Consider the following 22809-nt stretch of genomic DNA (forward strand, 5'->3'; position numbering starts at 1 on the left):
GCGACAAAAATTTTAACTTATCTGCCTTTCTTTTATCTGATTATTTTTATGACAAGTAATTGTCAGGACGCCCTAGGGTCTGTTCACATTTCATCCGTGCGTAAGATCATCCGTGCGTAAGATTTTGAGCGCAAAAGCACGCTTGCAAGGCGAAAAGCGCAGCAAGGTTGGGCACCTTGCGAGCATTTTCAACGCGGCAGGCGCGTTTTTGAGCCAAAAGATTGCCACGAGATGAATGGTGAACAGACCCTAGCTCACTTCCTTCGAAAGATTAAGATTGCTGTTGCGATAAAAATTCTAGGCCGTCTGAACATTTTCCAATGGTTTTGTATAAGCCTTCAGACGGCCTTTTATATCTTATATATATGAGCAGGCCGTCTGCAAAGGCACTTTATACCAATTCTAAAAAATAACCTTACAAAATAAAAGCAGTTCGGCAGCATCATCCGCGTAGGTCGGATTCTTGAATCCAACGTTTGGCCAACGGCCAAAGCGATGTGCGTGCCTTGTTCTGCGAACAAGTGTCGGATTCGAGAATCCGACCTACAGGCTGCCTGTTTGTATATTATTTTTTCGAATGGGTATTAAACACACCAAGCCGCCAATGCTTTATGCCGGCGCTTTGCTGTGCCAATCGCTGTGTTGCTGAATCTGGTGCGCCACGCCCAACAACTTGGCTTCGGTAAAGTAATTGCCAATCAGCTGCACGCCGATGGGCAGGCCGTCTGAAGAAAATCCGGCGGGCAGACTCATGCCGGGCAGGCCGGCGAGGTTGAGCGCGATGGTGTAGATGTCGCTCAAATACATTTGCACCGGGTCGTGAATGTCGCTGCCGAGCTTGGGCGCGGCGGTGGGGGCAACGGGGCCTAAAATCAAATCGCAATCTTGCAAGGCCGTCTGAAAATCGTTGGCCACCAAGCGGCGCAGTTTTTGCGCTTTTAAATAATAAGCATCGTAATAGCCGTGGCTCAGTACATAAGTGCCCATCATAATGCGGCGTTTCACTTCGCTGCCGAAGCCTTCGGCGCGGGTGTTGCTGTACATTTCATCCAAATCGCCAAACTGGGCGGCACGGTGGCCGTAGCGTACGCCGTCGTAGCGCGACAGGTTGGTGCTGGCTTCGGCCGATGCGAGCACATAATAGGCGGGAATGGATAATTCGGTTTGCGGTAGGCTCACGTCCACCATTTCTGCGCCTTGTGCTTTGAGCAAATCCATCACGTTTTGCAAGGCCGTCTGAACATCGGCGCTGTTGCTGGCGGCAAAATATTCTTTCGGCAGGCCGATTTTCAAGCCTTTTAAGGGCTGGTTTAAGGCGCGGGTGTAGTCTTCTTTTTCGCGCTCGAGGCTGGTGGAATCACGTTCATCGAAGCTTGCCATGGCATTGAGCAGCAAGGCACAATCTTCGGCGGTTTGCGCCATCGGCCCGGCTTGGTCGAAGCTGGAGGCATAGGCCACCATGCCGAAGCGGGAAACCACGCCATATGTGGGTTTCAAGCCGGTGATGCCGCAGTGTGATGCTGGCTGGCGGATGGAGCCGCCGGTGTCACTGCCCAAAGCCGCCGGTGCCAAACGCGCTGCCACAGCTGCGGCCGAGCCGCCGGAAGAGCCGCCGGGCACGTTTTCGATGTTCCACGGGTTTTTGGTAGCACCGTAAAACGAGCTTTCGGTGGTCGAGCCCATGGCGAATTCGTCCATATTGGTGCGCCCGAGCGTAACCATGCCCTCGTTTAACAGATTTTGCACCACGGTGGCGGTGTAGGGCGACACAAAGTTATCCAGCATTTTGCTGGCGCAAGCGCTTTTCCAGCCTTGCTGGCAGAAAATATCTTTATAGGCAATCGGCACGCCCGTGAGCGCCGTGGCATGGCCGGCGGCAATGCGCGCATCGGCCGCAGCCGCTTCGGCCAGCGTGGCGGCTTTATCCAGCGTGATATAGGCATTGATGGCGGGATTGCCCGCTTCAATCGCGGCCAAATATTCCTGCGCCAATTCGGTGGCGGAAATTTGCTTGCTTTGCAGCATGTCGCCGGTTTGTTTTAAAGTGTATGCAGTCATTTCATTATTTCCAAACCTTTCAGACGGCCTCTTGATGAAGGTTCATTCCACATGCCGTCTGAAAGGGGTTTATATTTTCAAATTGCTTAGTATTTTCTTTATTCTTCAATTACTTGAGGAACAATATAAAGACGGTTGCGCACTTCGGGCGCCACAGCCTGATATTCGGCAGCATGATCGTGCTCGGTTACCGCATCGGCGCGCAGGCGCAAGGCCACTTCGTGCGGATGCGCCATCGGCTCCACGCCCTCGGTGTCAACGCTCTGCATTTTCTCCACCAGCGCAAACACATCGTTGAGCTGCTGCAGATTTTGCGCCTTCTCCGCCTCGGTCAGGCTCAGGCGGGAAAGCTTGGCAATTTTTTCGACATCGTGCAGGGTTAGGGCCATAAAAAATCCTTAAATTTAATTAGCAAATTCCCTAATCTAGGGTATCATTGCGCGTTACATCTGTTTAATCGCAAGATTATAACCGAAAACCAATGCTGCGGCATGGCGATTTTCAGCGCTTTTGTGCCACAAAAGCCGCTAAAAAAGCCGTGCCTACACTCTTTTCTATTTTCAAAATCTGTAGGAAATGTTCATGTTTCGCTTTTTGACCCGCTATTTTTCCAACGACCTTGCCATCGATTTGGGCACCGCCAACACCTTGATTTACATTAAAGGCAAAGGCATTGTTTTGGACGAACCCTCGGTGGTGGCCATGCAAACCGATGCCTCACACGGCAAAAGCGTGATTCTGGCCGTGGGCACCGAAGCTAAAAAAATGCTCGGTCGCACGCCGGGCAGCATTCAGGCCATCCGCCCGATGAAAGACGGCGTGATTGCCGACTTTAACGTCACCGAAAAAATGCTCAAGCAGTTTATCAAAAAAGTGAACAACAGCCGCTTTGCCGCCGCGCCGCGCATCGTGATCTGCGTGCCTTGCGGCTCCACCCAGGTTGAGCGCAAAGCCATTCGCGATTCTGCCTTGGCCGCAGGTGCTTCCACCGTTAATCTGATTGAAGAGCCGATGGCCGCCGCCATTGGCGCAGGCTTGCCGATTGAAGAAGCCACCGGCTCGATGGTGGTGGATATCGGCGGCGGCACCACTGAAGTGGGCGTGATTTCCTTGAGCGGCGTGGTGTATTCGCACTCTATCCGCGTGGGCGGCGATGCGTTTGACGACAGCATCATCAATTATGTGCGCCGCAACTACGGCATGTTAATCGGCGAAGCCACCGCCGAAGAAATCAAAAAATCCATCGGCTCGGCTTTCCCCGGCATGGAAGTGCGCGAGCTCGAAGTGAAAGGCCGCAATCTGGCCGAGGGCATTCCGCGCGCATTCACCATTAGCTCCAATGAAGTGCTCGAAGCGCTCACCGAGCCCTTAAACCAAATCGTGCAATCGGTGAAAAACGCGCTGGAACAAACCCCGCCCGAATTGGGTGCCGACATTGCCGACCGCGGCCTGGTGCTCACCGGCGGCGGCGCGCTGCTCAAAGGCCTCGACCGCCTTTTGGCCGAAGAAACCGGCCTGCCGGTGATGATTGCAGAAGATCCGCTCACCTGCGTGGCGCGCGGCTCGGGCAAAGCGCTTGAAATGATTGGTAAGCTCAATTCTGTTTTCGTAACCAACCCCTAATCCGCAGCGGCAGCCGCACCGATGGCCGAACAGTCTTTAAATTTCGCCCGCAAAGGCATCAAGCCGGTAAGCAAGCTGATTATCCTCTCGATAATCAGCATTGTTCTGATGATGCTCGACAACCGCTATGCTGCCGTGCAGGCGGCAAAAGGCTATGCGGCCACGGCGCTCTACCCTTTGCAATGGCTGGCCAATCAGCCGGTGCGGCTGTATGAATACATGAGCGGCTTTATGCAATCGCAAACGGCCCTGTTGGCAAGCAACCGTCAGCTTTTGGAAGAAAACGGCCGTCTGAAAATGCTGGCGCAGCAAACGCAGCAGCAAAAGCGCGAGCTGCAAGAATTGCAAGCACTGGGCGGCCTGCAACAGCACGGCGTTCAGGCCGTGGCCACCGCCGAAGTGATTTCCAACGGCAAAGATCCGCTCTCCGATAAGCTGATTATCAATAAAGGCAGCCGCAGCGGCCTGCAAAACGGCGATGCGGTAATCGACCAATACGGGCTGATCGGCCAAATCACCCAAGTACAGCCTTTAAGCGCCGAGCTCACCCTGATCACCAACAGCCAAACGGTTATTCCGGTGGTGGTGGCGCGCACCGGCGTGCGCAGCCTGCTTTATGGCAGCGGCGGCGCGGTGAATCTGCGTTATTTTCCTACTGATGCCGATTTGCAGCCCGGCGATATTCTGCAAACTTCGGGCTTAGATTCCGTTTATCCGCAAGGCATTCCGGTGGCCAGAGTCGATCAGGCCGCGCGTGCTGCCGGCACACCTTACTACCGCGTAACGCTCTCGCCGCTGGCTGCCTTTCGCAGCAGCAAATATGTGCTGACCCTGCCCCAAACCGCTGCCCAACCGGCAACACCGCCCGCACCTGCCGCGCCATGACTGATTTTGAAGATTTCCACAACCGCATTTCCAAACGCCTGATTGCTGCCACGTTTGCAGTGGCCATGCTGCTGGATTTCATGCCCTTTTCATCGGATGGCTTTTTCTGGCTGCCTGAATTCACCGCACTCATGCTGCTTTATTGGGCAATCAACCGGCCGCAATCGGTGGGCGTGGGCACGGCTTTTGTGGTGGGCATGCTCACCGACATCGGCACCGCAGCGCCGCTGGGCCAGCATGCGCTCTCTTATATGCTGATCACTTTTCTGGTGCAGCAGCGGCAGCGGCAGATTATTCTCTACAATTACGGCTTTCAGGCCGTGGCCGTGCTGGGCGCTTTATTGTGCAACCAGCTGATTTTGATGCTGATCCGCTTAATGTATGACCACCGCTTTTCCGGCTGGGCAGGTTTTATCGCCCCCTTCGTCGGCGCACTCTTGTGGCCGCTTTTGAGCAAAATGATGCTCGGCATGCTTAATTCCCGCCGTTTACGCTGATGAAAACGCCACGCCAATATCATCAAGCCACCACCGACCAAGCCGTTCAGCAGCGCGATTATCTGCTGCGCTTGGTGGTGGCGTTTGTGCTGATTGTGGTGTTTTTCGCCATTTTGATTGGCCGCTTTGTGTTTCTGCAAGTCATCAAGCATGAAGAATTCACCGCCAAAGCCACCACCAACCGCATTTCGCTAATTCCCACGCCGGCCATACGCGGCGAAGTGATTGATGCCAACGGCGTGGTGCTGGCACATAATTATCCGGCTTATTCGCTGGAAATCGTGCCCAGCCAGCTGGAAGTCAAAACAGACGACATGATTGAAGCACTGCGTGCTTATGTAGACATCACCGATGGCGATTTGCGCCGTTTCCGCAAATTTCGCGCCGAATTTCGCTCTTATGAAAAAATACCGCTCAAATTAAAGTTGCTGCCCGATGAGGCGGCCAAATTGGCGGCGCAGCTTTACCGCTTCAAAGGCGTGGAAATCAATGCCCGCACCTTTCGCGAATACCCATACGGCCAGCTGACGGCACACTTTTTGGGCTATATCGGCCGCATCAGCGAGCGCGACCAGAAAAAGCTGGATGAAGAAGAACTCACCGCGCTTTATCGCGGCAGCACCCATATCGGCAAATCGGGGCTGGAAAGCTTTTATGAGCGCCAGCTTCACGGCGCACCCGGCTATCAGGAAGTGGAAAAAGATGCTTACGGCAATGTGGTGCGCGTGCTCAAAACCGTGCCTGCCCACACCGGCCAAACGCTGCGCCTGGCCATGGATATCCGCCTGCAACAAGAAGCCGACCGGCTGATGAACGGCCGCCGCGGCGCCATTATTGCGATTGACCCGCAAACCGGCGGCGTGTTGGCTTTTGTGTCCAAGCCCTCGTTCGACCCCAATCTTTTTATCGACGGCATCGACACCGAAACCTGGAAAAGCCTGAATGAAAACTGGCAGCGCCCGCTGATCAACCGCGTTACCCAAGGCCTGTATCCGCCCGGCTCCACTTTCAAGCCGTTCATGGGCATGGCGCTGCTCGAAAGCGGCAAAATCAATCAGAGCACAATAGTGCCCGCGCCCGGCGCTTGGAGCATACCCGGCTCGCGCCACCAATTCCGCGATTCGGTGCGCAGCGGCCACGGCTCGGCCAATCTGAGCAAAGCGATTCAAGTGTCGTCCGACACCTTTTTCTACCGCTTGGGTTATGAATTGGGCATAGATAAAACCGCACCCTATCTGGCCGAATTTGATTTGGGCCGGCAAACCGGTATCGATCTGCCCAACGAATACCGCGGCGTGCTGCCCAGCCGCGAATGGAAAGCCCAGCGCTTTGCCAAATCGAAAAACCCCGCCGCGCGCACTTGGAATGCTTCCGAAATGGTGTCGGTGAGTATCGGCCAGGGCTACAACGCCTACACGCCGCTGCAAATGGCGCACGCCACCGCTTCGCTGGCCAACGACGGCGTGGTTTACCGCCCGCACATGGTTAAAGAGCTGCTCGACCATGAGCGCCGCCAAATCACCTTGATCGAGCCCAAGCCCGAGCGCACCATTCCATTCAGCCGCAGCAACTTCGAATATGTCAAACAAGCGATGGTGAGAGTGTTGCAGCCGGGCGGCACGGCTTGGCGTGTCGGTGCCGGCCTGCAATACAGCATGGGCGGCAAAACCGGCACCGCGCAAGTGGTGCAGATCCAGCAAGGTAAAAGCTATAATGCCGCCGCGCTGGCCGAGCAACACCGCGACCATGCCTGGTTTATTTCGTTTGCGCCGGTGCAACCCCCACAAATCGCCATTGCCGTGTTGCTGGAAAACGGCGGCTGGGGCGCCACAGCCGCTCCCTTGGCGCGCCAACTCTCCGATTATTACCTGCTCAAGCTCAAAGGCGGCCAAAACACCACCGTTAACAAAGCCACGCTCAGCGGCGCACAAACCATAGACAACCCGCTCCTAGCCGCCAGCGAGCCGGCCGCCGCGCCTGCCCGCCGCAGCATTCCGCCTTTTCAGACGGCCTATGATGCCGTGCACCGGCCGGCCTCGGATATTCTGCCCGCATCGGGAGCCACACCGTGAACACCGAAACCTTGTTTCAAAAAATCAAGCGCATCGTTTGGAGCCCGATGGATCCCTGGCTGTTTTACGCCATGCTGGCCATCTATATCATGAGCCTGTTTTTACTCTATTCGGCCGACGGCCAGCAAATCGGCCAGCTTGAAAACAAAACCCTGCACACCGTGCTGGGCTTCATGCTCTTATGGCTGATTGCACGCACGCGGCCGCAGATTTTGTCGAATTTTGCCTTACCCATGTATGCCATCGGCGTGGTGCTGCTGCTGGGCGTGCACTTTTTCGGCATCACCGTCAACGGCTCCACCCGCTGGCTCAATATCGGCATTGGCCGCATCCAGCCCTCTGAAATCATGAAAATCGCCCTGCCCATGATGGTGGCTTGGTATTTCCAGAAATATGAAATGTCGCTGCGCTGGTATCACTATTTGGCAGCCATTGTGATTGTGTTGGTGCCCGTTGCCCTGATTTTGAAGCAGCCCGATTTGGGCACCGCCACGCTGATTATGGCATCAGGACTATTTGTGATCTTTTTTGCCGGGCTGCCGTGGAAAGCCATTTTCGCCGCCCTTATCGGCTTTGCCGCTGCTTTGCCGCTGCTTTGGCGCTACGGCATGCACGATTATCAGAAAACCCGCGTGCTCACCCTGCTCGACCCCACGCAAGACCCGCTCGGGGCGGGCTACCACATTATCCAATCGATGATTGCCATCGGCTCGGGCGGCATATGGGGCAAGGGCTGGCTCAATGGCACACAAACCCATTTGGATTACATTCCCGAATCCACCACCGATTTTATTTTTGCCGTGTATGGTGAAGAATTCGGCTTAATCGGCAATGTGCTGCTGCTGGCGATTTACCTGCTGATTCTGGCGCGCGGCCTCTATATCGCCGCCAAAGCGCCCACGCTCTACAGCCGCACGCTCGCCGGCGCGCTCACGATGACTTTTTTCTGCTATGCCTTTGTCAACATGGGCATGGTGAGCGGCATTCTGCCCGTGGTGGGCGTGCCGCTGCCCTTGGTGAGCTACGGCGGCACGGCCACTTTATCGATTATGGTTGTGTTGGCGCTCTTGATGGGCATTGCCAACCAGCGCCGCTGAAAAAGGATAAGTTTTATGGATTTGGGCATGCAGATCAGCAAGCTGATTTTGGCTTTTATGGTGCTGATCAACCCTTTTGGCGCTTTGTCGATCTTTCTCGACCTTACCCGCAACAACAGCACCAAAGAGCGGCGCAAAGTGGCGCAAATCGCCTCGTTTACCGTGTTGGTCACCATCTGCATCTTCACCCTTTCCGGCGGCGCATTGCTCAAACTTTTGGGCATCAGTGTGGGTTCGTTTCAGGTGGGCGGCGGCATTTTGGTGCTGCTGATTGCCATTTCGATGATGAACGGCAACAACAATCCGGCCAAACCCGATGTGGGCATTAAAGAGAGCAACGAAATCACCATCCAGCCGGGCAAATCCAGCCAAATCGGCGCCATTGCCGTGGTGCCGCTGGCCATTCCGATGATGATAGGCCCCGGCGGCATTTCTACCGTGGTGATTTATGCTTCGGCCGCCAAAGATTATCAAGACACCCTCTCCATTCTCGCCGCCGGCTTTTTAATCAGCCTGATTTGCTACCTTATCCTGATGGCAGCGGCCAGAGTGAGCAAATGGCTGGGGGAAACCGGCCTCACCATCCTCAACCGCATCATGGGCATGCTGCTGGCGGCGGTGTCGATAGAAATTATCGTGGCCGGCCTGAAAAATCTGTTTCCGCAACTAATCGGCTGATGCGTGCGCTGAAAAACATGAGGCCGTCTGAAAGCTTTCAGACGGCCTCATGTTTTTTTGTGGCACAGAGGACATGATATTTCGTTATCATTCATTGAAATTGCGTTCAGACGGCCTGCACGAAAACCCGCCACATCAGCTATAATCAAGCTTTATCCGCCCACCGCTTTCGGAGCCGCCATGTTTGACCAAGCCGCCCAAGAATTCACCACCCTGCGCGACCTTTTGCGCTTTGCCGTGAGCCGTTTCAACGAAGCCGGGCTGTTTTTCGGCCACGGCAGCGACAACGCCCATGATGAAGCCGCCTATCTGATTTTGCACACCCTCAACCTGCCGCTCGACACGCTCGAACCTTATCTCGATGCCAAACTTTTAGCCGAAGAAAAGCAAGATCTTCTCGATTTGATTGCCCGCCGCGTCAACGAGCGCATACCGGTAGCCTATCTCACCAACCAAGCCTGGCAGGGCGATTTTGATTTTTATGTGGATGAGCGCGTGATTGTGCCGCGCTCATTTGTGCACGAGCTTTTGGGCGAGCCCTTGGCACCGTGGATCGAACACCCCGAGCTGGTACACCGCGCGCTGGATTTATGCACCGGCAGCGGCTGCTTGGCCATTCAAATGGCGCACCATTATCCCGATGCCCAAATCGATGCCGTCGATTTAAGCCTAGATGCGCTGGAAGTGGCGGCCATCAATGTGGAAGACTACGGCCTCGAAAACCGCATCAACCTGATTCACACCGATTTGTTTGAAGGGCTGGAAGAGACTTACGATTTAATCGTGTCCAACCCGCCTTATGTCGATGCCGAATCGGTCGATACCTTGCCCGAAGAATACCTGCACGAGCCTGAGCTTGCGCTGGGCAGCGGCGACGACGGCCTCGATGCCACCCGCGAAATCCTCTTGCAGGCGGCCAAACACCTCAATCCCAAAGGCGTGTTGCTGGTGGAAATCGGCCACAACCGCGATGTGCTCGAGGCCGCTTATCCCGAGCTGCCGTTTACCTGGCTGGAAACCAGCGGCGGCGATGGTTTTGTGTTTCTGCTTACCCGCGAGCAGCTGCTGGGCGAAGAAAGCTGATAGATTAAATTAATCAAATCAAAGGCCGTCTGAAAACTTTTTCAGACGGCCTTTGATACCAATTCAAAAAAATAACCTTACAAAATAAAAGCAGTTCGGCAACATCATCCGTGTAGGTCGGATTCTTGAATCCGACGTTTGGCCAACGGCCAAAACGATGTTCGTGCCTTGTTCTGCGAACAAGTGTCGGATTCGAGAATCCGACCTACAGGCTGCTTTTTCAGGCGGCCTTTTTATCATGGCACGATTTAAATCAGATAAGCGTTTTTTTGGAGTAATCCACGCTTGTTCAACAGATTGATTTCATAGTAAAATGCAAGAAAAAGTGACACGGAACACCATTTTACAGCGGCGTAGGTCGGGTTGATAAACCCAACGTTTCAGACGGCTTGTAGATTGGTTGGGTTTGCAACCCAACCTACCCGCTGTATCAGTTTTTTATACATTTCACTATATAAAATCATTGGGGTTTTACTGGGTTGCGCCTAAGTGAAACAAACAAGGCCGTCTGAAAACTTTTTCAGACGGCCTTGCTGGTTTTACACAACCGCATCAGTCATTTAAATTCACTGCATGCTCGCGCGTTTCGTGGAACACAATATCCGGCCAACGCTCTTGCGTTAAACCCAAATTCACACGATTGGGCGCCAGATAAGCCAGGTTGCCACCGGCATCAATCGACAAATTGCCGGCGTTGGCTTTTTCAAATTCGGCCAGTTTTTTCTTATCGTCGCACGACACCCAGCGTGCCGACCAAATGCTGGCGGAATCAAACACCGCTTCCACGCCGTATTCCGCTGCCAGCCGCGCGGTCACCACCTCAAACTGCAACACGCCCACCGCGCCCAAAATCAAATCGGCGCCCGAATGCGGTTTAAACACCTGCACCGCGCCCTCTTCGCCCAGCTGCTGCAAGCCTTTTTGCAATTGCTTCATTTTCAGCGGATTTTTAATGCGCACGCTGCGGAACAATTCCGGCGCGAAAAACGGAATGCCGGTAAACGCCAGCTGCTCGCCCTCGGAAAAACTGTCGCCAATCTGAATATTGCCGTGGTTGGGAATGCCGATAATGTCGCCGGCATAAGCCTCTTCCACCAGCTCGCGGTCGTGCGACATAAACGTCACCACGCTGGAAGCGGCAATATCGCGGTTGATGCGCAAATGCTTCATCTTCATGCCGCGCTCGAAGCGCCCCGAGCACACACGCAAAAAAGCAATACGGTCGCGGTGCTTCGGATCCATATTGGCCTGGATTTTAAACACAAAACCGGAAAATTTCTCTTCATCGGGCATCACTTCGCGCACGGTGGCATCGCGCCCTTTCGGCGCCGGTGCCCAATCAATCAGCGAATTTAAAATTTCCTGAATGCCGAAATTATTGATGGCCGAGCCGAAAAACACCGGCGTGAGCTCGCCCGCCAAAAAAGCTTCTAAATCGAATTCGTTGGAAGCCGCCTGCACCAGCTCGATTTCAGCGCGCAAGTTATCCATATCGAGCGGAAACAATTCATCCAGGCGCGGATTATCAATGCCAGAAATCACTTCAAATTCGTGCGGCAGCTTTTCGCCGCCCGCTTCAAACAAATACACCTCATCGTTCAAAATCGAATACACGCCTTTGAAATTTTTGCCCATGCCGATCGGCCAAGTTACCGGTGCGCAGCGGATTTGCAGCACGCTTTCCACCTCATCGAGCAATTCGAGCGAATCACGCACCTCGCGGTCGTATTTGTTCATAAAAGTAACAATCGGCGTGTTGCGCAAACGGCACACGTTCAAAAGCTTGATGGTTTGCGCTTCTACACCTTTTGCCGCATCAATCACCATCAAAGCGCTGTCTACCGCAGTGAGCACACGATAAGTGTCTTCCGAAAAATCTTGGTGGCCGGGTGTGTCGAGCAGATTCACCGTGTGGTCGTGATACTCAAACTGCATCACCGATGAAGCCACCGAAATGCCGCGCTGCTTCTCGATTTCCATCCAGTCGGAAGTGGCGAATTTGCCGCTTTTTTTGCCTTTCACCGTGCCCGCGCTCTGAATCGCGCCCGAAAAAAGCAACAGCTTTTCCGTGAGCGTGGTTTTGCCCGCATCGGGGTGGGAAATAATGGCAAAAGTGCGGCGGTGGCGCACCTGTTCGGGGATATTGGACATAATCGCTCGTTTATTCTGATGGATTTCAGACGGCCTATAGGCACCGCCTAATCATTAAGAGGCGTGATTATACAGAAAAACACTTTGTTTTTCCATGAACTTAAAGCGGCAGGCCGTCTGAAAACATTCAGACGGCCTGCCGCATCAAAATCATCAAACCACTCACTTCGACCACGCCTTCCACTCAAACATCATGTGTAAAAACCATTCGCCCAAAACGCATGCTCCTGATGCGTCTGCAAACGCGCCTTTTCACTTACCCAACTTGAATAATACCCACTTTGGGAAATAAAAACTTATTTAAAATAACAAAGTATAAAATAACTATTGTCATAATTATATTTATTATGATACTTTGCAATTCATAACAATATGGAAAGGGCATATGCATTCAGATTATCGATATGCATATTAATGAGATTAACACGGCGTTTCTGACTTTGCTCACCATGGCAACCGCCAAGTTACCAAAATGCATTAAAGAAGCCAATTAAAGTAGATACTTTGTTTTTCTTTTTTTGCATCAAAAATCATCATGGCCTTATTTCACTATAAATAAAAAATCATTCAATTTGTATTAGTTTATTTTTATCAAACACAATTATTTTACGGAATTTAACAAAATGGCAAAACAATTCACAATCTCACTTAACAAAGTAATGGCAAACCACGCGGCCACAGTTGAAAATCTGGGCCGCTATCATTTGTCTACCGGGCAAAACCAACCCTTGAAAATACAGGTAAGCAATCTCGATAACGCTTACTACCAATTGGCCGACGCCGAAACTGGGCTCGCGCCCGAACAGGCTGCTTTTACGCGGGTAAACGATGATTTGCACATCAGCTTTGAGGAAGCCGGCACCGGCCAAACCGATTTAATCATCGAAAATTATTACGCCCCCCTCTCCGCCAACAACAAACCGCCTGTGGTCGGCATGCAGCAAAACGGCGCACTGGCCGCTTATCCTGAAGCACCTGCCACAGATCCTTTGCTGGCCGAGCAAGTGATGGCCGCCACCCAACCCGCATCAGGTTCCAGCAAAATTCTTGCCGTGCTTGGCGGCATCGCAGGCGCAGGCCTGCTCGGCGCGGCTGCGGGCGGTGGTGGTGGCGGTGGTGGCAGCGACAATTCTGCTCCGGTGCCCGGCAAACCTGCGGTTGAAGAAAAACCTGTGGTTGAAGAGAAACCTGTGGTTGAAGAAAAACCCGTGGTTGAAGAAAAACCCGTGGTTGAAGAGAAACCCGTGGTTGAAGAGAAACCCGTGGTTGAAGAGAAACCTGTGGTTGAAGAGAAACCTGTGGTTGAAGAGAAACCTGTGGTTGAAGAGAAACCTGTGGTTGAAGAGAAACCTGTGGTTGAAGAGAAACCCGTGGTTGAAGAGAAACCTGTGGTTGAAGAAAAACCTGTGGTTGAAGAAAAACCCGTGGTTGAAGAAAAACCCGTGGTTGAAGAAAAACCCGTGGCTGAAGAAAAACCCGTGGTTGAAGAAAAACCTGTGGTTGAAGAAAAACCCGTGGTTGAAGAAAAACCCGTGGTTGAAGAGAAACCCGTGGTTGAAGAAAAACCCGTGGTTGAAGAGAAACCTGTGGTTGAAGAGAAACCTGTGGTTGAAGAGAAACCTGTGGTTGAAGAGAAACCTGTGGTTGAAGAGAAGCCCGTGGTTGAAGAGAAACCTGTGGTTGAAGAAAAACCCGTGGTTGAAGAAAAGCCCGTGGTTGAAGAAAAGCCTGTGGTTGAAGAAAAGCCTGTGGTTGAAGAAAAGCCTGTGGTTGAAGAAAAGCCTGTGGTTGAAGAAAAACCTGTGGTTGAAGAAAAGCCTGTGGTTGAAGAAAAACCTTCAGATCCCATACCCAACGGGCAAGACGAAGGCCGTCCGGGCGCATTCGGCGACTACATGGTTTATCAGCACGCCACCTATGGCACTTATATTGATGCGCGCGAATTCGGCACCGACACCAGCGGCGAAACCGACAGCCTCGCTGCCATCAATGCAGCGCTGGCCGCAGCGCACCAAGAAGGTGCGGCGGTGTATCTGCACGGCTCGTTGAAAATTTCCGATCAAATCGTGCTCAACAGCAATAATCAAGGCGTTACCGGCCTGTTTGGCGATGGCATGGGCAACACCACTATTTCGTTTGATAAAGCACAAACCGGCTTGTTCAACCCCAACACCAATGAAGACGACATCCGAGCTTTCGCCGGTATTTTGATTGACGGCCAAAGCAATAAAACCATTGCCGATTTATCGGTGGAATACACCAATAAAGATGACTTTTACCGCCCGGGTGACAGCTATTTCGGCAAAGTGAGCGGCATTTTGGTCAACGATTCAGACAACACTTTAATCAGTAAAGTAGAGGTTTCCGGTGCCAACCGCGCCGGCGTAAATTTCACCTCTACCCAGGCGCTGCAAAAAGATCCCGAAGGCAAAGGCCTTTCCTATAAAGGGCGCTTATATAGAAACGAAGTGGATGAAACCTACGAAAATCTGCCGCTGGGTGAAAACAACCGCCTGATCGACAGCCATCTGCACCACAACCGCGTGGCCGGTGCATTGGTTTCCTATCAAAAAGATTTTGTTGCAGACAACAACTATCTGGCCTGGAACGGCCATGAGGCAGACGGTGGCACAGGCTACGGCATCACCGCCATGGCAGGCAGCTATAACTTTGGCGTAACCTTCACAAACAACACCACCGATCACAACTACCGCAAAGGTCTGGATGTGCACGATGGCAACGATATTTTGATTGAAAACAACACTGCCATTGGCGACCGCCTCTACGGCATTGCTGTGTATAACCGCCAATTCACGATGGATAATGTCAAAATCATCAACAACACCATTAAACAAGATCCGGATTTCCGCTTGGAAACCGATGACAACCCGCGCCTCACTTATCACGGCTATTCCGGCATCCAAGTGCAAACCAACGCCCAGTTTAAAGAGCTGAAAAGTGCCGACGCCGGTCATTTTGAAATTCGCGGCAACACCATCGAAAATCTGACTCTGTATAAAAATTCCGTGCAAACTTATGGCATCGAATTTCGCAACCATGAGCAGAAAATGCATTACACGTTGGATATTGCTGAAAATAAAATCATCGGCGAATCCAGCAAATACATGATTGCCATCATCAACAACACCAAAAATCTGGTTAGTGGCGAAAATGGCTTGGGCTCAGGCACCATCAATATCATCGATAACTATGGCGATATCGGCACCATCGCCGCCGGCACCATGCCGATTTTTATCAACGAACACAACAACAACGGCCAGTTGCGCGGCGTAGTAACCGTAGATGGCAATTACATTAAAGTGCGGGAAAATTCCGATGGCAGCATCGAAGCCATCCAAATGATAGGCAACGCCGAGAGCTACAACATCACCAACAACACGTTTGAGTTGCACGGCAATATGAACAACGCCATTGTCAGCCTTCACGGCCGTGCCGGCGATGAGAAGCCCTTGCTATATGTGGTTGACAATGAAATCTTGACCGATCGCAACGCGTTTTACCGCGGCTGGATAGAACATGTCAAAGCCGATGTTTATGCCGATGACAACACTCATAATAGCGACGCGATTATTGCAGTCAAGTCCGTTCAAAATCCTGTTGTCGAGCCCCTGCTGTCCGCCACCAGCCTGAGCCTCGATATCGGCACCGACACCTTGGTGAGCAGCAAAACCGCTGCAGTCAAATTGCTGGCCGCTTCATCAGACGATGCCGACGCCGCTGGCAAAACCGTGTTGGATTCCGCAAGCGACGAGCATGCAGACAAGCTGGTGCTGGGCGACACTTTGGTGCTGTCTGATCTGCTCTCCACCACCACGCTTGATTTATCCGGCGCGTTGGGCGAGCACAGCAGCAGCGGCTTGGGCACGGTGGCGTTTACCGCACCGGCGGAATACGGCGCTTCGCTGATTACGGTAGATGACACTATCCAGCACGATGCGAACACCGCCGCCATCTTATAAGCCAAACCTTTTCTTTTAACTTTTTCAAATCAAACAAAGGCCGTCTGAAACTCTTTCAGACGGCCTTTGTTGTTCATTTTCTATTTAAGCAGTCACTTCTTTTTGCGCTTTCAAATAACGATCATATTTCACCGCACATTCGGGCTTGCCCATGCCGCAAAGCACATATAAATGTGCCGCCGCGCTTTTCGACAAACTTTCCAAATGATAGCCGCCCTCCAACACCGACACAATGCGCCCGGCGCAGGCCGGCGCAGCCTGCATGATTTGATGGGTGAGCCAGGCATAATCGGCCTCGTGCCAATTCAGACGGCCTATTTCATCATCACGATGCGCATCGAAGCCGGCCGAGAGCAGAATCAATTCCGGCTTAAACTGAGCCAGCCTGGGCAGCCATTGCTCGCGCACCGCGCGGCGCATTTCCAGGCTGCCGCTACCCGATTCCAGCAAGGTATTCACAATATTGTCGTGCTCAGCGGCAATTTCAGGTTTGGGAAAAGGATAAAGATCCGGCTCGCAGCTGTTGAGCAGCAACACACGCGGGTCGCCTTTGAAAATTTCTTCCGTGCCGTTGGCGTGGTGCACATCAAAATCAATCACCGCCACCCGCTGCACACGATATTGCGCAATCGCATGCATCGCGCCCACCGCCACATTGTTAATCAGGCAAAAGCCGCCTGCCCTGTCGCTTTCCGCATGGTGCCCGGGCGGGCGCACGGCACAAAAAGCATTGTCGGCCTTGCCTTGCATCACCCTGTCCACCGCCTTAATCACCGCGCCGGCACCGCATCGCGCCGCCGATAAAGAATGGCTGCTCATCACCGTATCATCATCAATGCGGGCGATTTTGCCGTTTTGCGGCTGGCGCGCTTCCAGATAATTGAGGTATTTGCTCGGATGCACCAGCGCCAATTGCCGCTCGTCTGCCTCTTCCGCTTCCAGCCGCCACAGCTTGCGCCAAATGCCTTGCTGTTGCAATTCAGCGCTGATGGCACTGATGCGCGCCGGTGCTTCTGGATGGTTGCGCCCCGGCTCGTGTTGCAGAAATATCGGATGGCTCACCCATATTGTGCTCGGCTTTTTGCCCAGCAGCCGCTGTAACCATGCACGCACCTTGTTTGCTCCTGTTTTCAACCCATTTGCGCATCACAACGCGCTGCGGCAAGCGAACCGCCCCGCTTTCAGACGGCCTCACTGATAAATAAAGTTAATAATACGGAAATTTCTTGGAAAAATCCGCCCAGCCCTTTAGAATAGCTTACTTTGGGCAGGAAATCCAAATCTGCCCGCCATTTTTCCTGATTTTTTAGATTGGACAACACATGATTGACTTCGCCTACGCCGCCGACGCAGCCCAGCCCAACATGCTGATGCAATTTGCACCGCTGGTGCTGATTTTAGTGGTTTTCTATCTGCTGATTATGCGCCCGCAGCAAAAGAAATTCAAAACCCACCAAGCCATGCTCAAAGAGCTCAAACGCGGCGACCGCGTGATTTTGGCTTCCGGCTTTGCCGGCACCATCACCGCCGTAAACGAGCAGTTTTTTTCTGTGGAAATCGCCAAAGGCGTGGTGGTTGAAGTAGAACGCAACGCCATTGCCAGCAAACAAGCCGCCTGATTTGAGCGCCCGCACCTAGCCGCCGCATTTTTTGCTGCGGCTGTTTGTCTTTATATAACGAAGGTTTAACATGAACCGCTATCCGCTCTGGAAATACCTGCTGATTGCCGCCACGCTGATTTTGGCCGCCATTTATGCGCTGCCCAATCTGTTTGGCGAAACCCCTGCTGTGCAAGTTTCCACCAACCGCCAGGCCATCGTCATCAACGAGCAAACCGAAAACCGCGTTTCCGCCGCCTTGCAGGCCGCCAACATCGCCACCGACGGCATGTTTATCGCTGACAATTCGCTCAAAGTGCGCTTTAAAGATGCCGAAACTCAGCTCAAAGCACGCGATGTGATTGAAAACACGCTGGGCGAAGGCTACATCACCGCGCTCAATCTTTTGGCCGACAGCCCCGAATGGATGGCTAAAATCAAGGCCAACCCGATGTTTCTCGGCCTCGACTTGCGCGGCGGCGTGCATTTCACCATGCAGGTGGACATGAAAGCGGCCATGCAGACAACCTTCGAGCGCTATTCAGGCGACATCCGCCGCGAATTGCGCCGCCAGCAAATCCGTACCGGCACGCCGCGCCAAACCGACAACAGCCTCACCGTGCCGTTTCAAGATGCGGCCGATCTGCAAAAAGCCCTGCCCGAATTCCGCAAGCTTTTCCCCGAAGCCACACTCACACCCAACGGCAACGACTTAACCCTCACGCTCTCGCAAGAAGTGCTCGATAAAGTGCGCGCCGATGCCGTGAAGCAAAACATCAACACCTTGCACAACCGTGTTAACGAATTGGGTGTGGCCGAGCCTGTGATTCAACAAGCCGGTGCCGACCGCATTGTGGTGCAGCTGCCGGGCGTGCAAGACACCGCCAAAGCCAAAGACATCATCGGCCGCACCGCCACGCTGGAAGTGCGCATGGTGTCGGATGATCCGGCACAGATGCAGGCCGCACTGGCCGGCAACGTGCCCAGCGGCTATGAGCTGCTCTACACCGCCGGCGAGCGCCCGCAGCCCACTTTGGTGAGCCGCCAGGTGGAACTCACCGGCGACAACATCAACGATGCCCAGCCCAGCTTTGATGAAATGGGCGCGCCTGCCGTGAGCATCAACCTCGATAATGCCGGCGGCTCGATTTTTGGCGAACTCACTTCGCAAAACGTCGGCAAGCGCATGGCTATGGTGCTGATCGATCAGGGTAAATCCGAAGTGGTGACCGCGCCGGTTATCCGCTCGGCCATCACCGGCGGGCGGGTGCAGATTTCCGGCAGCATGAGCTCGGCCGAAGCCAACGACACCTCGCTGCTGTTGCGCGCAGGCTCACTGGCCGCGCCGATGGAAATCATCGAAGAGCGCACCATCGGCCCCTCTTTGGGCAAAGAAAACATTGAAAAAGGTTTTAACTCCACCCTGTGGGGCTTTGCCGTGGTGGCCGTGTTTATGGTGGTGTATTACCGCGTGTTCGGCGTGGTTTCCGTGATTGCACTCTCGTGCAACCTACTGTTTTTGATTGCCATTTTGTCGGCATTGCAAGCCACGCTCACCCTGCCCGGCATCGCTGCGCTGGCGCTCACGCTGGGCATGGCCATCGATTCCAACGTGTTGATTAACGAGCGCATCCGCGAAGAATTGCGCGGCGGTGCCGCTCCGCAGGCAGCCATCAACCTCGGCTATCAGCACGCTTGGGCAACCATTGTCGATTCCAACATCACCTCGCTGATTGCCGGCATTGCGCTGTTGATTTTCGGCTCCGGCCCGGTGCGCGGCTTTGCCGTGGTGCATTGCTTGGGCATCCTCACCTCGATGTATTCATCGGTGGTGGTTTCCCGCGCATTGGTCAATCTGTGGTACGGCAGCCGCCGCAACCTCAAACGCATCTCTATCGGCTCGGTGTGGAAACCCGCCGCCGAAACCGCCGGTAAGGAGTAAGGCAAGATGGAATTATTCAAAATCAAACGCGACATCCCGTTTATGAGCTACGGCAAGTTAACCACGTTTATCTCGTTGGTTACCTTTGTGTTAGCCGTGTTCTTTTTGCTCACACGCGGGCTGAATCTCTCGGTGGAATTCACCGGCGGCACCGTGATGGAAGTGCAATACACACAAGGCGCGGAAGTGAACCAAGTGCGCAACCGCCTCAACAGCATCAGCGATGGCGAAGTGCAGGTGCAGGCATTGGGCACCAACCGCCACATCATGATCCGCCTGCCCAATAAAGAAGGCGTGCCCTCGGCGCAGCTCTCCAACCAAGTGATGGATTTGCTCAAAGCCGACAACCCCGACGTTACCCTGCGCCAAGTCGAATTTATCGGCCCGCAAGTGGGCGACGAGCTGGTCACCAACGGCCTGCTGGCCTTGGCCATGGTGATTGTGGGTATCATCATTTATTTGTCGGTGCGCTTCGAATGGCGTTTTGCCGTGGCGGCGATTATTGCCAATATGCACGACGTTATCATTATTCTGGGCTTTTTCGCCTTTTTCCAATGGGAATTCTCGCTCACCGTGCTGGCCGGTATCCTTGCCGTGCTGGGTTATTCGGTCAACGAATCGGTGGTGGTGTTTGACCGTATCCGCGAAAACTTCCGCAAACCGGCCATGCGCAATAAATCCGTTCCCGAGATTATCGACAATGCCATCACCGCCACCATGAGCCGCACCATCATCACCCACGGCTCCACCGAAGCCATGGTGCTCTCCATGCTGATTTTCGGCGGCGCAGCCTTGCACGGCTTTGCCCTGGCGCTCACCATCGGCATCGTGTTCGGCATTTATTCATCGGTGCTGGTGGCCAGCCCCCTGCTGATTATGTTTGGCCTTGATCGCGACAACTTGGCCAAACCGCAGAAGAAAAAAGAAGAAGCCGTGGTGTAGGGCTTATTCACCGAGAAACGGATGCCGTGCGGCATCCGTTTTTTTATGCACCAACCAACCCGACACAAACTTTCCAACACACTTCCCGCCCTTTTCCAAGCGCAACAAGGCCGTCTGAACATATGTTTCAGACGGCCTTTAAAACACAACAGCAGTATTTATACCAATCCAAAAATAACCTAACCGCGTTGACTCGCCCAGCCGTACTAGGTGTACTGTCTTCGGCTCGCCGCCTTGTTATCTTATTTTTTCGAATGGGTATAAATCCGTCCCACCGCTATCAAACCAAAGGCCGTCTGAAAGCTTTCAGACGGCCATTCTCAATATCGTTGCTATGGTGGCAATTATTCCTGCACCGGATCTTCAACCACCGTTTCTTGCACGCTGCCAAATCCGCCAAACGACACCGGCGGCGGCAACAGCGTGCTGAGCGACAGGCTGCCGGCATCCAAGGTCGGATAACCGCTAAAGGTTACGCTGTAGCCGCCGTTGCCGCTGCTGCGGATTTTGGCATGCGCGCCCAAGGGGAAAGTGGCTTTATTAGCGATATGCCCGAAAGGAAAACCGGTGAGCACCGGCACTTTGGCCACCCGCTGTATGGTATTGAGCACGCCGCTGAAATCATAGCTGCTGTCGTAGGCATCGCGTATGGTGCCCATGCGGAAATTGCCGAACACAATGGCGCGCTGCTTCGAAAGAATGCCGGCCAGATAAAGGGTTTGCAGCATGCGCTCGATGCGGTAAGGCTGCTCGCCCACATCTTCGAGAAACAAAATGCCGCCGGGCACATCGGGCATATAGGGGCTGCCGGCCAGCGAAGCGAGCACGCTCAGATTGCCGCCCCACAGTGTGCCCTCCACATTCACATCGCGGCGCTGGATTTCCGCCACCGCCAAAGTGTTTTGCGCCTGCGTGCTGCCGCTGATAAAGGCATCCATGGTATAGGTGCTGGGCGCGGGTTTGCCGAATTCGCTATATACCATGGGGCCGGCGAAACTGGCCATATTGCCTTTGGCCAGCAGCGCCAATTGAATGGCACACACATCGCTGAAGCCGAAAAACAAGGTGCCGCGCTCGCGCATACGGCCGCCCAAGCGGTCGAAATCAATATGCGGCAGCAAGCGCGCCGCACCATAACCGCCGCGCAAGCCCATCAACACTTTGGGCGTGGCCACGCGGCCGCTGGCCACATCTTGGAAATCGGCAATGCGCTCGGCATCGGTGCCGGCAAAGCGCTGATAGCGGCGGTAGCCCGCTTGTTGGTTGGTCACGGTGAAGCCGGCGTTGTAGAGTCGGGTGAGCCCCATTTCAACGCGGGCAGCGCTCTCGGCAAAGCCGGAAGGCGCCACAACACGCAAGATATTATCGCCTTGACGGGCAGGCTGGGTTTTTCTCGGCGGCACGGGTTGGACTTTTTGTGAGGTTGAAGGTTGGGAAGTGCTGCCGCAGGCTTGCAGCAGGCCGGCACCGGCAAAAGCGGCACCTGTGCGCAAAAAATGGCGGCGGGAAGTTTGCCAAGTCATGATTTATCCTTATGGTTTTATTCAGGCAATGATTTTATCCAAGCAGAACACCCGAGCATATGCGCCATCAGCTTGTTTCATCTTCATGCTATTCGGGTGGTCTGCCAACTTCAAACAGCCTTTCAGACGGCCTCAAGCAGTTTTTTAACCTGCTGCGGCCAATCGTCCGCCACCGTCATCGTGGCCTTGCGCTGCGCCGGCGCCCAAATAGGCGCGGGAAAATTGGCATCATTATCAAAGCGGGCAATCACATGCCAATGCAGGTGCGGCACTACATTGCCCAAGCTCGCCAAATTGATTTTGGCCGGCTGAAACACTTGGCGCATGGCCGCCTCAACGCGATACACCGCATTCATAATTTCGGCGCGCTCATCGGCCGCCAAATCGGTCATCTCCCCCACATGCGCCTGCCAGATCACGCGGCAAAAAGCCGGCGCATTGGATTCGTTATGCACGGCAATCACGCGCAATTGAGGGTTTTGCCACAAAATTTCTTCGTTTTGCGCGCTGCAAATCGGGCATTCGGCCATAATACGCTCCGCTTGGATAAAAGGATTATACCCATTCAAAAAAGTAAGCTTGCAAGGCAGTGAGGCGCAGACAGTACAGCCAGCCCGGCAAGGCGAAGCAACTTTTTTGGCTTGGTCTAAAAGGGATTATTTTAATGTATCAGGCCGTCT

At 53.7% G+C, this 22809-nt stretch carries 17 protein-coding genes; 11 read left to right on the forward strand and 6 right to left on the reverse strand.

What is annotated here, in order from left to right:
* Window positions 1-609: 609 nt before the first annotated feature.
* Entirely contained in the window at window positions 610-2058 is a 1449-nt protein-coding gene (gene gatA, locus EV680_RS07430) for an Asp-tRNA(Asn)/Glu-tRNA(Gln) amidotransferase subunit GatA (RefSeq protein WP_132954115.1), read from the reverse strand.
* A gap of 98 nt (window positions 2059-2156) precedes the next feature.
* A complete protein-coding gene (gatC, locus tag EV680_RS07435) occupies window positions 2157-2447 on the reverse strand; it encodes an Asp-tRNA(Asn)/Glu-tRNA(Gln) amidotransferase subunit GatC (protein WP_132954116.1) in 291 nt (96 codons plus the stop codon).
* Between the two features lie 193 nt (window positions 2448-2640).
* Between gatC and EV680_RS07440 the strand changes: the two genes are divergently transcribed.
* The 7 genes from EV680_RS07440 (at window position 2641) to prmB (ending at window position 9993) form a co-directional block, all read left to right on the forward strand.
* Window positions 2641-3681: a rod shape-determining protein gene (locus EV680_RS07440; RefSeq protein ID WP_132954117.1), complete on the forward strand. Its 1041-nt coding sequence runs from the start codon at window positions 2641-2643 to the stop codon at window positions 3679-3681.
* A 21-nt stretch (window positions 3682-3702) separates the two neighbouring features.
* The gene (gene mreC, locus EV680_RS07445) at window positions 3703-4566 is read left to right on the forward strand and encodes a rod shape-determining protein MreC (RefSeq protein WP_132954118.1); all 864 of its coding nucleotides are present in this window, start codon (window positions 3703-3705) and stop codon (window positions 4564-4566) included.
* Window positions 4563-5063 (forward strand): rod shape-determining protein MreD, encoded by a 501-nt coding sequence (mreD, locus tag EV680_RS07450; protein WP_132954119.1) that lies wholly within the window; start codon window positions 4563-4565, stop codon window positions 5061-5063. The genes mreC and mreD overlap by 4 nt, the downstream gene beginning before the upstream one ends.
* The gene (gene mrdA / locus EV680_RS07455) at window positions 5063-7135 is read left to right on the forward strand and encodes a penicillin-binding protein 2 (RefSeq protein WP_132954120.1); all 2073 of its coding nucleotides are present in this window, start codon (window positions 5063-5065) and stop codon (window positions 7133-7135) included. The genes mreD and mrdA overlap by 1 nt, the downstream gene beginning before the upstream one ends.
* A gap of 47 nt (window positions 7136-7182) precedes the next feature.
* The gene (rodA, locus tag EV680_RS07460; protein ID WP_132954164.1) at window positions 7183-8232 is read left to right on the forward strand and encodes a rod shape-determining protein RodA; all 1050 of its coding nucleotides are present in this window, start codon (window positions 7183-7185) and stop codon (window positions 8230-8232) included.
* Between the two features lie 15 nt (window positions 8233-8247).
* On the forward strand, window positions 8248-8910 hold the full coding sequence (locus EV680_RS07465) for a MarC family protein (RefSeq protein ID WP_165870922.1): 663 nt from the start codon (window positions 8248-8250) through the stop codon (window positions 8908-8910).
* Window positions 8911-9090: 180 nt separating this feature from the next.
* The gene (gene prmB, locus EV680_RS07470) at window positions 9091-9993 is read left to right on the forward strand and encodes a 50S ribosomal protein L3 N(5)-glutamine methyltransferase (protein ID WP_132954121.1); all 903 of its coding nucleotides are present in this window, start codon (window positions 9091-9093) and stop codon (window positions 9991-9993) included.
* A 552-nt stretch (window positions 9994-10545) separates the two neighbouring features.
* Here prmB and EV680_RS07475 read toward each other — a convergent pair.
* On the reverse strand, window positions 10546-12144 hold the full coding sequence (locus tag EV680_RS07475; RefSeq protein ID WP_132954122.1) for a peptide chain release factor 3: 1599 nt from the start codon (window positions 12142-12144) through the stop codon (window positions 10546-10548).
* A 659-nt stretch (window positions 12145-12803) separates the two neighbouring features.
* Here EV680_RS07475 and EV680_RS12130 point away from each other — a divergent pair.
* Window positions 12804-16124: a right-handed parallel beta-helix repeat-containing protein gene (locus tag EV680_RS12130; protein WP_243650357.1), complete on the forward strand. Its 3321-nt coding sequence runs from the start codon at window positions 12804-12806 to the stop codon at window positions 16122-16124.
* An 84-nt stretch (window positions 16125-16208) separates the two neighbouring features.
* On the opposite strand, the gene EV680_RS07490 is transcribed toward EV680_RS12130, so the two are convergent.
* Entirely contained in the window at window positions 16209-17258 is a 1050-nt protein-coding gene (locus EV680_RS07490) for a histone deacetylase family protein (protein WP_424580117.1), read from the reverse strand.
* A gap of 188 nt (window positions 17259-17446) precedes the next feature.
* Here EV680_RS07490 and yajC point away from each other — a divergent pair, with 188 nt between their 5' ends.
* The 3 genes from yajC (at window position 17447) to secF (ending at window position 20606) form a co-directional block, all read left to right on the forward strand.
* Entirely contained in the window at window positions 17447-17743 is a 297-nt protein-coding gene (gene yajC / locus EV680_RS07495; RefSeq protein WP_132954123.1) for a preprotein translocase subunit YajC, read from the forward strand.
* A 70-nt stretch (window positions 17744-17813) separates the two neighbouring features.
* Window positions 17814-19664 (forward strand): protein translocase subunit SecD, encoded by a 1851-nt coding sequence (gene secD, locus EV680_RS07500; protein ID WP_132954124.1) that lies wholly within the window; start codon window positions 17814-17816, stop codon window positions 19662-19664.
* A gap of 6 nt (window positions 19665-19670) precedes the next feature.
* Complete coding sequence (secF, locus tag EV680_RS07505) at window positions 19671-20606, forward strand: protein translocase subunit SecF (RefSeq protein ID WP_132954125.1); 936 nt, start codon at window positions 19671-19673, stop codon at window positions 20604-20606.
* A gap of 344 nt (window positions 20607-20950) precedes the next feature.
* On the opposite strand, the gene EV680_RS07510 is transcribed toward secF, so the two are convergent.
* Both EV680_RS07510 and EV680_RS07515 read right to left on the reverse strand, forming a co-directional pair.
* Entirely contained in the window at window positions 20951-22129 is a 1179-nt protein-coding gene (locus EV680_RS07510) for an LD-carboxypeptidase (RefSeq protein WP_132954126.1), read from the reverse strand.
* Between the two features lie 122 nt (window positions 22130-22251).
* Complete coding sequence (locus EV680_RS07515; protein WP_132954127.1) at window positions 22252-22659, reverse strand: HIT family protein; 408 nt, start codon at window positions 22657-22659, stop codon at window positions 22252-22254.
* Between the last annotated feature and the right edge of the window lie 150 nt (window positions 22660-22809).

The sequence above is a fragment of the Uruburuella suis genome (genome assembly GCF_004341385.1).
GTDB classification, from domain to species: domain Bacteria; phylum Pseudomonadota; class Gammaproteobacteria; order Burkholderiales; family Neisseriaceae; genus Neisseria; species Neisseria suis.